Origin of the sequence: Sphingomonas phoenicis (assembly GCF_047238005.1) — a bacterium.
GTDB lineage: Bacteria > Pseudomonadota > Alphaproteobacteria > Sphingomonadales > Sphingomonadaceae > Sphingomonas.
Genome location: NZ_JBDFMC010000002.1, coordinates 3167278 through 3181205, shown reverse-complemented (window position 1 = coordinate 3181205; position 13928 = coordinate 3167278). Strand labels below are relative to the sequence as shown.

General features: G+C 68.7%; 12 protein-coding genes. 7 read left to right on the top strand and 5 right to left on the bottom strand.

The features are described 5' to 3' along the window. Nucleotides 1-69: 69 nt before the first annotated feature. The 3 genes from prfB (at nt 70) to ABC319_RS16055 (ending at nt 2795) form a co-directional block, all read left to right on the top strand. Nucleotides 70-1197, top strand: a complete 1128-nt coding sequence (prfB, locus tag ABC319_RS16065) for a peptide chain release factor 2 (protein WP_413071189.1) — start codon at nt 70-72, stop codon at nt 1195-1197. 100 nt (nt 1198-1297) lie between these two features. After that, nucleotides 1298-1996, top strand: coding sequence for a class I SAM-dependent methyltransferase (locus tag ABC319_RS16060; RefSeq protein WP_413071730.1), 699 nt, complete (start codon nt 1298-1300; stop codon nt 1994-1996). A 4-nt stretch (nt 1997-2000) separates the two neighbouring features. Next, entirely contained in the window at nt 2001-2795 is a 795-nt protein-coding gene (locus ABC319_RS16055) for a thymidylate synthase (RefSeq protein ID WP_413071188.1), read from the top strand. Nucleotides 2796-2824: 29 nt separating this feature from the next. Here ABC319_RS16055 and ABC319_RS16050 read toward each other — a convergent pair whose 3' ends face one another. Next, the gene (locus ABC319_RS16050) at nt 2825-3016 is read right to left on the bottom strand and encodes a B-box zinc finger protein (RefSeq protein ID WP_413071187.1); all 192 of its coding nucleotides are present in this window, start codon (nt 3014-3016) and stop codon (nt 2825-2827) included. A gap of 158 nt (nt 3017-3174) precedes the next feature. On the opposite strand from ABC319_RS16050, the gene ABC319_RS16045 reads away from it, so the two are divergent. From ABC319_RS16045 to ABC319_RS16030, 4 genes are read left to right on the top strand one after another with little or no spacing between them, the layout of a single operon-like run. Beyond that, nucleotides 3175-4533: a M48 family metalloprotease gene (locus ABC319_RS16045; protein WP_413071186.1), complete on the top strand. Its 1359-nt coding sequence runs from the start codon at nt 3175-3177 to the stop codon at nt 4531-4533. Continuing rightward, on the top strand, nt 4530-5225 hold the full coding sequence (locus ABC319_RS16040) for a DsbA family protein (protein ID WP_413071185.1): 696 nt from the start codon (nt 4530-4532) through the stop codon (nt 5223-5225). Before ABC319_RS16045 ends, ABC319_RS16040 begins: the two co-directional genes overlap by 4 nt. After that, entirely contained in the window at nt 5222-6166 is a 945-nt protein-coding gene (locus tag ABC319_RS16035; protein ID WP_413071184.1) for an ABC transporter ATP-binding protein, read from the top strand. The genes ABC319_RS16040 and ABC319_RS16035 overlap by 4 nt, the downstream gene beginning before the upstream one ends. Next, complete coding sequence (locus ABC319_RS16030) at nt 6163-6924, top strand: ABC transporter permease (protein WP_413071183.1); 762 nt, start codon at nt 6163-6165, stop codon at nt 6922-6924. Before ABC319_RS16035 ends, ABC319_RS16030 begins: the two co-directional genes overlap by 4 nt. Nucleotides 6925-6972: 48 nt before the next feature. On the opposite strand, the gene ABC319_RS16025 is transcribed toward ABC319_RS16030, so the two are convergent. The 4 genes from ABC319_RS16025 to ABC319_RS16010 all read right to left on the bottom strand — a co-directional run bounded on the left by ABC319_RS16025 (nt 6973) and on the right by ABC319_RS16010 (nt 13927). Further along, nucleotides 6973-7650, bottom strand: coding sequence for a CPBP family intramembrane glutamic endopeptidase (locus ABC319_RS16025; RefSeq protein ID WP_413071182.1), 678 nt, complete (start codon nt 7648-7650; stop codon nt 6973-6975). Continuing rightward, complete coding sequence (gene glpX / locus ABC319_RS16020) at nt 7647-8612, bottom strand: class II fructose-bisphosphatase (protein WP_413071181.1); 966 nt, start codon at nt 8610-8612, stop codon at nt 7647-7649. Before glpX ends, ABC319_RS16025 begins: the two co-directional genes overlap by 4 nt. 81 nt (nt 8613-8693) lie before the next feature. Next, nucleotides 8694-11918, bottom strand: a complete 3225-nt coding sequence (gene treS, locus ABC319_RS16015) for a maltose alpha-D-glucosyltransferase (RefSeq protein WP_413071180.1) — start codon at nt 11916-11918, stop codon at nt 8694-8696. Beyond that, nucleotides 11915-13927 carry an alpha-1,4-glucan--maltose-1-phosphate maltosyltransferase gene (locus ABC319_RS16010; RefSeq protein WP_413071179.1) on the bottom strand — a complete coding sequence of 671 codons (2013 nt, stop codon included), beginning with the start codon at nt 13925-13927 and terminating at the stop codon, nt 11915-11917. The genes treS and ABC319_RS16010 overlap by 4 nt, the downstream gene beginning before the upstream one ends. Between the last annotated feature and the right edge of the window lies 1 nt (nt 13928).

Genomic DNA, 13928 nt, shown 5'->3' with positions numbered 1-13928 from the left:
CGAGGACGGACCCGGTGGCGAAGGAGCCCTGCATGCGCAGGGATGACGGACGAGTTTTGGAGAAGAGTGATGCGCGCTGAAGCGCAGGCCCATGTCGACACCATCAACGACGCGCTGGCGCTGCTGCGCCGCTTCCTCGACTGGGACCGTGCGCTGCGCCGGCTGGACGAGCTGAACGCGCGCGTCGAGGATCAGGCGTTGTGGAACGATCCGAAGGCCGCGCAGGAGGTGATGCGCGAGCGTCGCCGGCTGGACGAGGCGATCACCGCCACCCGCGCGATCGAGAGCGAGCTGGACGGCACGGTCGAGCTGATCGAACTGGCCGATGCAGAGGGCGACACGCAGCTGGCGGACGAGGGTGTCGCCAGCCTGGCCGAACTCGCCGCGCGGGCCGACCGCGACAAGGTGAAGGCGCTGCTGGCCGGTGAGGCCGACGCCAACGACACCTATATCGAGGTGAACGCCGGCGCCGGCGGCACCGAGAGCCAGGACTGGGCCGGCATGCTCAGCCGCATGTACACCCGCTGGGGCGAGCGCCACGGGCTGAAGGTCGAACTGGTCGACCAGCATTCGGGCGAGCAGGCGGGCATCAAGTCGGCGACCCTGCTGCTGAAGGGCGAGAACGCGTACGGCTATGCCAAGACCGAGAGCGGGGTGCACCGGCTGGTCCGCATCAGCCCCTACGACTCGGCGGCGCGGCGGCATACGTCGTTCGCGTCGGTGTGGGTCTATCCGGTGGTCGACGACAATATCGAGGTCGACTACAACGAGAGCGACCTGCGCATCGACACCTACCGCGCGTCCGGCGCCGGCGGGCAGCACATCAACACCACCAATTCGGCGGTGCGGATCACGCATATCCCGACCGGCATCGTCGTCCAGTGCCAGAACCAGCGCTCGCAGCACAAGAACAAGGCGGAGGCGTACAACCAGCTGCGCGCGCGCCTGTACGAACGCGAGCTGGCGATCCGCGAACAAGCGGCCAATGCCGAGAATGCGACCAAGACCGATATCGGCTGGGGCCACCAGATCCGCAGCTACGTCCTCCAGCCGTACCAGCTGGTGAAGGACCTGCGCACCGGCATCACCTCGACCGCACCGTCCGACGTGCTGGACGGCGACCTCGACCCGTTCATGGCCGCCGCCCTGTCGCAGCGCGTGACCGGCGAGGCGGTGGCCGTGGAGGATGTCGAGTAAGGTGGCGAGCCTCGAGCCTCTCCTCACTCCTTCGTCATCCCCGCGCAGGCGGGGATCCGGACGCACCGGGTCCGCGGCTCCATCGCGGGACGGACGTTGGCTGGCGGTCGCCCTTCTCGCCCTCGCGGCCTGCGACGGCTCGAAGCCGCTGATCAAGCGCGAGCCGGAGCGGCCCGGCCCCTTCCCCGCCGCCGACCGGCCGGTCGCCCGGATCGTGTCGTCGCGCTGGTCGAACGAGGACGCCCGCGACCGGCTGCGCGAGGCGGAACTGGTAATGGACCGGGCGGCGATCCGCCCTGGCATGACGATCGCCGATATCGGCGCGGGCGAGGGATATTACACGATCCGCCTGGCCGCCCGTGTCGGCGAGGAGGGCCGGGTGCTGGCGGAGGACGTCGTTCCCGCGGTCCGCGACGAACTGGCCGAGCGCGTCTCACGCGAGCGGCTGGAGAATGTCAGCGTGCGGCTGGGCGAACCCGCCGATCCCAAGCTGCCCGGCAACAGCTTCGATCGCGTGCTGATGGTCCACATGTATCACGAGATCGCCCAGCCGTACGAGTTCCTGTGGCGGCTGCGCCCCGCGCTGAAGCCCGACGGCCGTGTCGTCGTAGTCGATGCCGATCGCCGCACCCAGGATCACGGCACCCCGCCGGCACTGCTCCGCTGCGAATTCGCCGCGGTCGGCTATACGATGGTGGCGACCCAGCCGATGCCGTCTGCCGGCGGCTATATCGCGACCTTCCGTCCGGAGGGGCCGCGCCCCGACCCGAAGACCATCAAACCCTGCCGGATGGGGTGACGCGATGCGCCAGTATCTCGACCTGATGGATCATGTGCTGGCGAACGGCGCCGCGCAGAGCGACCGCACCGGCACCGGCACCCTGTCGGTCTTCGGCCACCAGATGCGGTTCGACCTGGCGCAGGGATTCCCGGTGCTGACGACCAAGAAGCTGCACCTGCGCTCGATCATCGTCGAGCTGCTGTGGTTCCTGCGCGGCGACACCAACATCCGCTGGCTGCAGGAGCAGAAGGTCAGCATCTGGGACGAATGGGCGGACCAGGCCGGCGACCTCGGCCCCGTCTATGGCAAGCAGTGGCGCGACTGGGTGGCGACGGACGGTCGCCACATCGACCAGATCGCCACCCTGATCGACACGATCCGCCGCGATCCCGGTTCCCGCCGGCAGGTGGTGACCGCGTGGAACCCGGGCGAGCTGCACGCCATGGCGCTCAGCCCGTGCCACTGCCTGTTCCAGACCCATGTTGCGAACGGCCGGCTGTCGCTCCAGCTGTACCAGCGTTCCGCCGATATCTTCCTGGGCGTGCCGTTCAACATCGCCAGCTACGCGCTCCTGACCCACATGATCGCGCAGCAGTGCGACCTGGCGGTCGGCGACTTCATCTGGACGGGCGGCGACTGCCACCTCTACACCAACCATCTCGATCAGGCGCGCACGCAGCTGGTGCGCCAGCCCGGCCCCCTGCCGCGGCTGGAGATCGTCCGCCGGCCCGACGCGATCGACGGCTATGTGCTGGAGGATTTCGTCCTGCACGACTATGCCGCCCAGCCGCATATCAAGGCGCCCGTCGCGGTCTGACCGGCGAGTGCCCGTCGGGACCCCCTGCCCTACAGCACGATCGTGTCGCGACATTCCGCACACCGGTCGGTGCCCTCCACCGCCGGCGCCCCGCAGAAGCGGCACTCACCGTCGACGGCGCGGTCCTGCATCCGCCGGATCGCCGCATAGCGTTCGCCGATCCGCCGGGGAGCATGCAGCAGGGCGAGCAGCAACGCCTTCATCGCCCGCAGCATTCGCATTTAGGATCGGGAAGCAAGGGTTTTGCTTCATTTCGGATGTATATCCGCCAGCGGGGCGCGCCATTCCGCTGCGCTTCACCCTCCGTTCAGCGCCGATCGGCCACCGGGCGAGGCCCGCGGCGTTGATCCGTCGCGCCTTTTAGCGGATAGCAGCCCCCATGAAGCGACCCGTCGCCCGTCTGGCCGCCACGCTCGCCGCCTCGCTCCTGATCTGGACGCAGCCGGCGGCCGCGCAATCGATCCTGCGCGATGCCGAGACGGAGGCGCTGTTCCAGGAAATGACCGCGCCGATCGTCAAGTCCGCCGGGCTAGATCCGCGGGACGTGAAGGTGGTGCTGGTCAACGATGATTCGGTGAACGCCTTCGTCGCCGGCGGACAGGTCGTCTATGTCCATTCGGGCACCATCGCCGCCGCCGACAGCGCCAACGAGGTGCAGGGCGTGATCGCGCACGAGGTCGGCCATATCGTCGGCGGCCACGTCGCGCTGGCCGATCGCGCCGCGCGCGGGCCGATGGGGATCAGCCTGATCTCGCTGCTCGCCGGAGTCGCCGCGATGGCGGTCGGTGGTGCCGAGGCGGGGATGGGCATGATCGCCGCGGGGCAGCAGGCGGCGCAGGGCAGCTATCTCGCCTTCTCGCGCAATCAGGAAGCGTCGGCGGACGCGGCCGGGGCGCGGTTCCTGAACGATTCGGGGATCAGCGGCAAAGGCTATCTATCGTTCTTCAAGAAGATGCAGCAGCTGGAATATCGCTATGGCATCACGCGCAAGGTTGGCTTCATGCTCGACCATCCGGTATCGGGCGAGCGGATCGCGAACCTGACCGACACGATGCAGGAATCGCCCGCCTGGGCGAAGCCGTCCGACCCCGCGATGGAAGAGCGGTTCCGCCGGGTGAAGGCCAAGCTGGAGGGCTATGTCGCCCCGCCGGAGAAGACGCTGGCCGATTTCCCGCCGTCCAACCGGTCGATCTACGCGCACTATGCGCGTGCCTATGCCTATCACAAGGCCGGTTTCCCCGAGAAAGCCGCCGCCGAGACGGAGGCGCTGGTGGCGGCCAAGCCCGACGATCCCTATTTCCTGGAAATGCAGGGCCAGATCCTCCTCGAATCCGGGCAGCCCAGGGCCGCGCTGGTGCCGCTGCGTCGCGCGACCGAGGGGTCACGCTCCAATCCGCTGATCGCCACCACCTTCGGCCATGCGCTGATCGCGACCGAGGACAAGGCCAACGTGCCGGAGGCGATCCGCGTGCTGCGCGTCGCCACGCAGCGCGACGACGACAATCCCTGGGCCTGGATGCAGCTGGGCACCGCGTACGAGCAGAGCGGCGACACCGCGCGCGCCGCCCTCGCCACCGCGGAGCGCGCGCAGATGACCGGGGACCAGCGTACCGCCGTGATCTCCGCGAAATATGCGATGGCCAATATCCCCAGCAACACCGCCGACTGGATCCGCGCGCAGGACATCGCGATGACCGCCGGCGACGCTGCGGCTGCGATGAAGAAGAAGCGCCGGTGAGGGTGTGGCTGGTCCCCGCCGCCGCGGCGCTGGCGGGCGGGGTGATCGGTGCGGGCACGATGCTCGCCTATGCCGGCACGGGCAACGGCGGCGACATCCGCACCTATCTCCTCGCCCATCCCGAGGTGATTCCGGAGGCGATGCAGCGGCTCCAGCAGAAGGAATCGGGCAGTGTCGTCGCCGCCAACCGCGCCGCGATCGTCACGCCCTTCGCCAGCGCCTTTGCCGGCAACCCGCAGGGCGACGTCACGCTGGTTGAATATTACGACTATAATTGCGGTTACTGCCGCGCCAGCCTGCCGCTGATCCGCCAGCTGATCGAGCGCGACCCGAAGCTGAAGGTGGTGTTCCGCGAGCTGCCGATCCTGGCCGAGAGCAGCCGCAGCGCGGCGCGCATCAGCCTGGCCGCGGCGGCGCAGGGCAAGTTCAACGCCTTCCACGATGCGCTGTACGCCGCCGGGCGGGTGTCGGACGAGAGCATCGCCGCCGCCGCGCGCACCGCGCAGGTCGATACCGGCAACCTTGCCGCGCTGGCACCGCGCATCGATGCGGAGATCGGCCGCAACATGGAAGTCGCGGCGAAGCTGGGCGTGTCCGGCACGCCCAGCTGGGTGGTCGGCGACCGCGTCCTGTCGGGCGCGTTGCCGATCGAGGAGCTGGAACGCGCGATCAAGGAGGCACGGGGCGCATGACGGACGCGATCCTGTCGCTGGCGGGGGTCGCCAAGACCTATGCCGCGCGCGGCAAGCAGGGCGAGGTGACCGCGCTGCACCCCGTCGACCTCGACATCCGGCGCGGCGAGATCTTCGCGCTGCTCGGCCCGAACGGCGCGGGCAAGACGACCCTCATCTCGATCGTGTGCGGCATCGTCACGCCGTCGGCCGGCACGATCACCGTCGACGGGCACGATGCGATCGCCGACTACAAGCAGGCGCGCCGCCGCATCGGGCTGGTACCGCAGGAACTGTCGACCGACGCGTTCGAGAGCGTGCTGGCCACCGTTACCTTCTCGCGCCGGCTGTTCGGGCGTTCGGGCCACTCCGCCTATATCGAACAGCTGCTCCGCGACCTAGCGCTGTGGGACAAGCGCCACGCGCGGATCATGGAGCTGTCGGGCGGGATGAAGCGCCGCGTGCTGATCGCCAAGGCGCTGGCGCACGAGCCCGAGATCCTGTTCCTCGACGAACCCTCCGCCGGGGTCGACGTGGCGCTGCGCCGCGACATGTGGAAGCTGGTCCTGTCGCTGCGCGAGCGCGGCGTGACGATCATCCTGACCACCCACTATATCGAGGAGGCCGAGGAGATGGCCGACCGGGTCGGCGTGATCGCCAAGGGCAAGCTGCTGCTGGTCGACGACAAGGCCGCGCTGATGAAGAAGCTGGGCAAGCGCGAGCTCGACCTGTCGCTGGTCGAGCCGCTCGACGCGGTCCCTGCGGAACTGGCCGAATGGAAGCCGACGCTGGAGCATGACGGCCACACGCTGCGCTACGTCTTCGATGCCACCGGCGAGCGGACCGGCATCCCGTCGTTCCTGCGCAAGCTTGCCGACCTGGGCATCCAGTTCAAGGATCTGGAGACGTCCAAGTCCAGTCTGGAGGATATCTTCGTCGATCTGGTGGGCGAACGGGCATGAACCTCCATGGCATCTGGGCGATCTATCGCTTCGAAATGGCGCGGTTCGGACGGACGGTGTGGACCAGCCTGCTCGTCCCCGTCATCACCACCTCGCTCTATTTCGTCGTGTTCGGCACCGCGATCGGCAGCCAGATGAGCCAGGTGTCGGGCGTGCCGTACGGCGCGTTCATCGTGCCGGGGTTGATGCTGCTCGCGATCTTCTCGGAATCGATCCTGAACGCCTCGCTCGGCATCTACATGCCGAAATTCACCGGCACGATCTACGAACTGCTGTCGGCGCCGCTGTCGCCGCTGGAAACCGTGCTGGGCTATGTCGGCGCGGCGACGACCAAGTCGGTCATCATCGGCCTGGTCATCTTCGCCACCGCGCACCTGTTCGTCGATCTGCCGCTGGTCCACCCGTTCGCGGCGGCGGGCTATCTGGTGCTGGTCGCCGCCACCTTCTGCCTGTTCGGTTTCGCGATCGGCATCTGGGCGCGCGGGTTCGAGCAGCTGCAGGTCATCCCGCTCCTCGTCGTCACGCCCATGACCTTCCTGGGCGGCGCGTTCTATTCGGTCGACATCCTGCCGGAACCGTGGCGCACGGTGACGCTGTTCAATCCGGTGGTCTACCTCATCAACGGCTTTCGCTGGACCTTCTTCGGGACGAGCGATGTCGGGCTGGGGATCAGCCTGGCGGTGACCGCGGGCTTCCTGCTGCTGTGCCTGACCTGGATCGGCTGGATCTTCCGCACCGGCTGGCGCCTGAAGAGCTGACCGCACGCCAGATCGTCATCCCCGCGCAGACCGGATGACGCCCGATGGCTATGGCCGCCGCAGCGCCGGCCACACCACCAGTCCGTTCAGGTCCACCAGCGCATGCAGCAGCATGACAAGCCACAATGCCCCGCTGACCAGATAGACCGTTGCCATCACCGCGCCGAACAGCGTCGTCGCCACCACGCCGCGCCAGCCCTGATACCCGTGCATCGCCCCGAAGAGCAGCGTCGCCGCAGCGAAGCCCAGCGCCGCGCTGCCCGTCGCCAGCGCGATCAGCAGCGGCAGCAGCAGGCGAAAGAACGGCTCCTCGGTCGCCCCCGCCACCAGCGCCACCGCCGCCCCCCATGGCAGCTCGCCCGACGTGCGGGGCATCAGCGCCCCCGGCCGGCCGATCGGGAGCGCCCCGCGGCGCGCTCGCCATGCCGCGATGGCCAGCCCCAGCAGCACGCCGCCGATCGCCCCCGCGATCAGGTCGTCCGCCGCCATCACCGGCAGCCACGCGCGTACCCCGTCGAACTCGGCCGGCATCCGCCACAGGGCGTCGATCCGCCCCAGCACCGCCAGCGCCACCACCACCGGCAGCACGAACGCCAGACCGGTGTGCAGCATCCACCGGACGTACCGGTTCGCGGGACCGCGCCGAATTCCGCGGCCGCGCAGAAACCACCATGCCGCCGCCAGCGCCCCGGCCAGCAACAGCGTCGCCGCCGCCTGCCCGGTCACCCCAGCCGGTGCTCGCCCTTCACCCAGCGTACCGTGCCTGACGAGGCGCGCATCACCACGCTCTCGGTGGTCATCTTGCCGCCCTTGCGCTTCACGCCCTCCAGCAGCGATCCGTCGGTGACGCCGGTCGCCGCGAAGATGCAGTCGCCGCGCGCCAGCTCGGTCAGGTCGTACTGCTTGTCGAGGTCGGTCACGCCCCATTTGGCGGCGCGCGCGCGCTCGTCGTCGTTGCGGAACAGCAGGCGGCCCTTGAACTGCCCGCCGACGCAACGCAGCGCCGCGCACGCCAGCACGCCCTCCGGCGCGCCGCCCGATCCCATATAGATGTCGATCGTCGTGTCCGGGTTGGTCGTCGCGATCACGCCGGCCACGTCGCCGTCGCCGATCAGCATCACGCCACAGCCGATCGAGCGCAGTTCCGCGATCAGCTTCTCGTGGCGCGGGCGATCCAGCACGCAGGCGATGATCTCGCCCGGCTTCACGCCCTTCGCCGCGGCGAGCGCGGTGACGTTTTCGGTCGGCGACTTGTCCAGATCGATCAGGTCGTCGGGATAGCCCGGCCCGATCGCGATCTTGTCCATGTAGACGTCGGGCGCGTTCAGCAGCCCGCCGGCCTCCGCGATCGCCAGCACCGCCAGGCTGTTCGGCCCCGCGGTCGCGCAGATCGTCGTGCCCTCCAGCGGATCGAGCGCGATGTCGATCGCCGGGCCGTTGCCGGTCCCCACCTTCTCGCCGATGAACAGCATCGGCGCCTCGTCGCGCTCGCCCTCACCGATCACCACGGTGCCGTCCATGTCGAGCTCGTTCAGCGCGGCGCGCATCGCCTCCACGGCCGCGGCGTCCGCCGCCTTCTCATCGCCGCGCCCCACCATCGTCGAACACGCGATCGCCGCCGCCTCGGTCACCCGGACCATTTCCAGTACGAGGACGCGGTCGAGGATATTGCTGACGGTGGTGGTCATGGAGCTCTCCGGCGCGTTGAACATGTTAAACACCAGATAGGCCGGGCGGCGGCCGGGAGCAATCCCCGCCAGCCGCCGACCTCAACCGACCAGCCGTCGCCCCGCCCGGAACAGCCCGTCGACCGGCACCTCCAGCCAGTCCGGCCGGTTCGCCGCCTCGTACCCCACCTCGTACGCCGCCTTGGCGACGAGCAGCAGGTCGAGGAGCGCCGCATCCGGCTCGCCGTCGCTCGCCGCGGTATAGGCGTCGAGGAACGCGGCACGCGCGCGGTGACAGAAGTTGGCGTAGCGATGCTCGGCCCGCAGCGCCTCGGTATCCGGACCCGGCGGACGCGACCGGTCGGCGACCGCGGTGGCATAGTCGAACGAGCGCAGGATGCCGGCCACATCGCGCAGCGGCAGGTCCTTGGCCCGCCGCTCCGCCAGCGGTTGCGCCGGCTGCCCCTCGAAATCGATCAGCATCACGTCGCCGCCGGTCACCAGCACCTGCCCCAGATGCAGGTCGCCGTGGATCCGGGTGCGCCGCTCACCCACCGCGCTGCCGGCGACCGCGCGCACCCGGTCGGCAAGCGCGTCGGCATGGGTCACCAGCCACTCGGCCGCCTCTCCCTCCAGCCCCGCCGCGCGGATCTGGGCCAGCGCATTGTCGACGTCGGCGAGCACCTGTTCCGCCAGCCGCCCGGTTCCGGCCGCGTCCATCGTCTCGGGCGCGAAGGCGGGGTCGTCAGTGGGCTGCGCCAGAACGCCGTGCATCTCAGCCAGCCGCCGGCCCAGCGTCTCGGCGAAGTTGCGGTAATTGGCGAAGGTCGTCTCGTCCTCGGTCGCCAGCCGCTCCAGCACGCCCAGCGTCCAGCTCCAGGCATCGCCCTGGTTGTGGACGAACCGCTGCGCCAGCATCAGCAGCGTGTCGTCGGCCACCCGGCGCACCTCGCCCAGCACCGGCGGCACTGCCTCGAACCCGCCTGCGACCAAGTGGCGCACCATCTCCGCGTCCGGATGCACGCCCGCCTCCAGCCGGCGGAGCAGCTTCAGCACCACCGACTGGCCGATCACCAGCGAGCTGTTCGACTGTTCGGCCGTCAGCCACTCGATCTCGGCATCGTCGTCGACGTCCAGCCCCTCGGCGGAACAGGCCATCGCGTCGTCGCCGGTGCCCAGCGTCGCCCCCGCGCGCATCGCCGCCAGTACCGAGCGGCCGAACTCGGCGGCGGTGAAACCGTCGGTCAGCAGGCCGACCTGACGCCCGCGCCGCACCCGGGCCAGCGCCAGCCCGCTGGCGAAGCGGCTCTGCGGCTCCCCCTCCCACGCGATGCCCAGCGGCAGGGCGTAGCGGTGCGCCGCCTTCTCGGTCTCCACCTCGATCTCGGCGAGCAGCAGGTCCTGCACGCCCGGCAGCGGATCGAGCCGCACGATCCGCACCGCCCGGACGCTCTCGTCCTTGGCCCCGAACCAGCGGCGCTGCGCGACATAGGCGGGCAGCACGTCGCGCTCCAGCACCGACCGGTTCGATCCGATCGCGATGTCGGCGAAGTCGGGCCGCAGCACGAACGTGTACCGCTCCGCCTCCAGCGGCGCCGGCGCGGAGGCCCAGCTGGGCGCATCCGCCTCGGTCGACAGCGCGAACCACAGGAAGCCGTAGGGAGGCAGCGTCAAAACATAGGGGGTCAGCCCGATCGGCGGAAACGGCGTGCCGCCGGTCAGCTCGATCGGCGTCCGCCCGACATGGTCCGGCAGGTCCAGCTCCACCGCCTGCGCCGTCCGGCCGAGGTTGAACACGCACAGGATCGTGTCCCCCTCATGCTCGCGCACATAGGCCAGGATCTTGCGGTTGGCGGGCCTGAGGAACGTCTGCGCCCCGCGACCGAAGGCGGGATGCTCGCGCCGCACCGCCAGCATCCGCTTGACCGCGTTCAGCATCGAATGGCGATCGCGCTCCTGCGCCTCGACGTTCACAGCCTGGTATCCGTACAGCGGGTCCTGGATCACCGGCAGCGTCAGGCTGGGCGGGTCGCAGCGGCTGAAGCCGCCATTGCGATCGGGCGACCATTGCATCGGCGTGCGCACCCCGTCGCGGTCACCCAGATGGATGTTGTCGCCCATCCCGATCTCGTCGCCGTAATACAGCACCGGCGTGCCCGGCATGGTCAGTAGCAGCGCGTTCATCAGCTCCACGCGCCGGCGGTCCCGCTCCATCAGCGGCGCCAGCCGGCGGCGGATGCCCAGGTTGATCCGCGCCCGCCGGTCGGCGGCATAGGTGTTCCACAGGTAATCGCGCTCGGCGTCGGTCACCATCTCCAGCGTCAACTCGTCATGGTTGCGCAGGAAGATCGCCCATTGGCAGTTTTCGGGAATATCCGGCGTCTGGCGCATGATGTCGGTGATCGGAAAGCGATCCTCCTGCGCCACCGCCATGTACATCCGCGGCATCAGGGGGAAGTGGAAGGCCATGTGGCATTCTTCGCCCTTCCCGTCGGCGCCGTCGCCGAAATATTGCTGCGTATCCTCCGGCCACATGTTCGCCTCGGCCAGCAGCATCCGGTCGGGATATTCCGCGTCCAGCGCCGCGCGGATCTTCTTCAATACGTCGTGGGTCTCCGACAGGTTCTCGTTCGACGTGCCGTCCCGCTCGATCAGATAGGGAATCGCGTCGAGCCGAAGCCCGTCGACGCCCATGTCCAGCCAGAAGCGCATCACCTGCAGCACTTCCTCCAGCACCGCCGGATTGTCGAAGTTCAGGTCGGGCTGATGGCTGTAGAAACGGTGCCAGAAATACGCACCCGCCTCCTCGTCCCACGTCCAGTTCGACTTTTCGGTGTCGAGGAAGATGATCCGCGTGCCCGAATACAGCTTGTCGTCGTCCGACCAGACGTAGAAGTTCCGCTCGGGCGATCCCGGCGGCGCCCTGCGTGCGGCCTGGAACCAGGGATGCTGGTCCGATGTGTGGTTGATGACCAGTTCGAACACCACGCGGATGCCGCGCTCGTGCGCCGCCGCGATCAGCGCCTTGGCATCCTCCATCGTGCCGTAATCGGGCGACACCTCGCGATACTCGGCGATGTCGTACCCGTCGTCGCGGCGCGGGCTGGGATAGAAGGGCAGCAGCCAGATGCACGTCACGCCCAGATCGGCGATGTAATCCAGCTTCTGGATCAGCCCCTTGAAGTCGCCGATCCCGTCATTGTTCGAATCGTAGAAGGACTTGATGTGGACCTGATAGATCACCGCGTCCTTGTACCAGAGCGGGTCCTGCCCCACGCCGTCGATATGCGCCTGGCTGTTCCCGGTCATCGTGTCGGGCGCGCTCATGCTTCGTGCTCCGCGGTCAGGCGCCAGATGCGATAGGGCTGGTCCGGCTCGATCCGGATCGACTGTTCCTTGCCGTACCAGCGGAACCGGTAACCCTCCGCCAGATCCTCGACCGCGATATCGCCGTCGTCACCCATGCCGAACTCCCACAGCGGAACCTGGAACACGCACTCGTGCCCCTGATGCGGGTCCATGTTCACCATCACGCAGATCATGCCCTTCCCGTCCGGATCGGGCTTGCCGTACCAGATGATGTTGTCGTCACCGGCGACGAAGAACCTGGTGTTCAGGTGCGTCTGCAACGCCGGATAGCGGCGGCGCAGCCGGTTCAGCATCGCGATGTCCTGGATGATGTTGCCGGGCGCATTCCAGTCACGCGGCTTCACGATGTACTTCTCGCTGTCGTTATATTCTTCCTTGCCCGGCACCGGATCGGCCTCGCACAGCTCGAACCCGGAATAGACGCCGAACAGCCCCGACAGCGTCGCCGCCAGCACCGCGCGGATCCGGAATCCCGGCCGCCCCGACGTCTGCAGATAGACCGGGTTGATGTCAGGCGTGTTGACGAAGAAGTGCGGGCGATAGAACTCGCGCGGCGCCTCCGTGGTCAGTTCGGTGATATATTCCTGCAGCTCCGCCTTGGTGTCGCGCCATGTGAAATAGGTGTAGCTCTGCGAGAAGCCGGCCTTGGCCAGTCGGTACATCATCGTCGGCCGGGTGAACGCCTCGGCCAGGAAGATCGCCTCCGGATGCTTCGCCCGCACGTCCGCGATCATCCACTCCCAGAACGGCAGCGGCTTGGTATGCGGATTGTCGACGCGAAAGGTCGTCACGCCCTTGTCGATCCACAGCAGGATCACGTCGCGCAGGGCCGTCCACAGACCCGGCACCGCATCGGGGCCATAGAAATCGACGTTGACGATGTCCTGATACTTCTTGGGCGGGTTCTCCGCATATTTCATCGACCCGTCCGGTCGCCACGCGAACCAGCCCGGATGCTCGGTCAGCCACGGGTGATCGGGCGAGCACTGGATCGCGAAGTCCAGCGCGATCTCCAGCCCGTGCCCCCGCGCCGCCTCGACCAGACGGGCGAAGCTGTCGAAACCGCCCAGTTCGGGATGGACCGCGTCGTGCCCTCCATCCGCGGATCCGATCGCATACGGGCTGCCGGGATCGCCCGGCCCCGGCGTCAGCGTGTTGTTCGGCCCCTTGCGATTGGTTTCGCCGATCGGGTGGATCGGGGGGAAATACAGCGTGTCGAACCCCATATCGCGGATCTGCGGCAACCGTCCGATCACGTCGTCGAACGTCCCGTGCCGCGCCGGATCGTCGGTGATCGATCGGGGGAACAGCTCGTACCAGCTGGAAAACCGCGCGGCGATCCGCTCCGCGTCCAGCAGCTGGGGTTCGGATCTGAGGGCGAACGGGCGCGCGTCGGCCAGCGCCATCGCCGCTGCCAGATCGTCATCGAGCAGCAGCGCGGTATCGTCGGGCGCAGCCTCCAGCCGGCGCTGCCACGCAGACAGCCGCGCACCGATCTCTCCAGGCGCTGCGTCGGCCGCGGCCGCGACCAGCCCGCGACCCTCCATCGCATCCACCGGCTGGGCGACGCCCGCGTCGCGCTTCTTGGCGAAGTCGCGGCGAAACCCGCCCCACAGGTCCAGCCATCCCTCGACCACGAACTCGTGCCGGCCCAGCCGTTCCAGGGTCAGCGACGCGGTCCAGCGGTCGGTGGGCAGCGCGGCCATCGGCACCCGCCGCCACTCCTCCTCGTCGATCGCACGCCACAGCAGTTCCGCGGCCAGCTGCTCGTGGCCGTCGGTGAACACGGTCGCCTCGACGACGACGGTCTCGCCGACGACGCGCCGCACGGCAAAGGCACCGCCATCCACCCTCGGGCTGACGTCCTCCACCACCAGCCGCGGCATGGTGCGCGCGGCGTCTGCCGCCGACAGGGGCGACGCGGAACGGATCGCCGTGGCGGGCACGGCGGCAAGGTCGTCAGCCATG

What these genes read in the sequence shown, in the direction of transcription:
- prfB (WP_413071189.1), top strand. Translation starts at nt 70, where the DNA reads ATGCGCGCTGAAGCGCAGGCCCATGTCGACACCATCAACGACGCGCTG.
- ABC319_RS16055 (WP_413071188.1), top strand. Translation starts at nt 2,001, where the DNA reads ATGCGCCAGTATCTCGACCTGATGGATCATGTGCTGGCGAACGGCGCC.
- ABC319_RS16050 (WP_413071187.1), bottom strand. Translation starts at nt 3,016, where the DNA reads ATGCGAATGCTGCGGGCGATGAAGGCGTTGCTGCTCGCCCTGCTGCAT.
- ABC319_RS16045 (WP_413071186.1), top strand. Translation starts at nt 3,175, where the DNA reads ATGAAGCGACCCGTCGCCCGTCTGGCCGCCACGCTCGCCGCCTCGCTC.
- ABC319_RS16035 (WP_413071184.1), top strand. Translation starts at nt 5,222, where the DNA reads ATGACGGACGCGATCCTGTCGCTGGCGGGGGTCGCCAAGACCTATGCC.
- ABC319_RS16030 (WP_413071183.1), top strand. Translation starts at nt 6,163, where the DNA reads ATGAACCTCCATGGCATCTGGGCGATCTATCGCTTCGAAATGGCGCGG.
- glpX (WP_413071181.1), bottom strand. Translation starts at nt 8,612, where the DNA reads ATGACCACCACCGTCAGCAATATCCTCGACCGCGTCCTCGTACTGGAA.
- treS (WP_413071180.1), bottom strand. Translation starts at nt 11,918, where the DNA reads ATGAGCGCGCCCGACACGATGACCGGGAACAGCCAGGCGCATATCGAC.
- ABC319_RS16010 (WP_413071179.1), bottom strand. Translation starts at nt 13,927, where the DNA reads ATGGCTGACGACCTTGCCGCCGTGCCCGCCACGGCGATCCGTTCCGCG.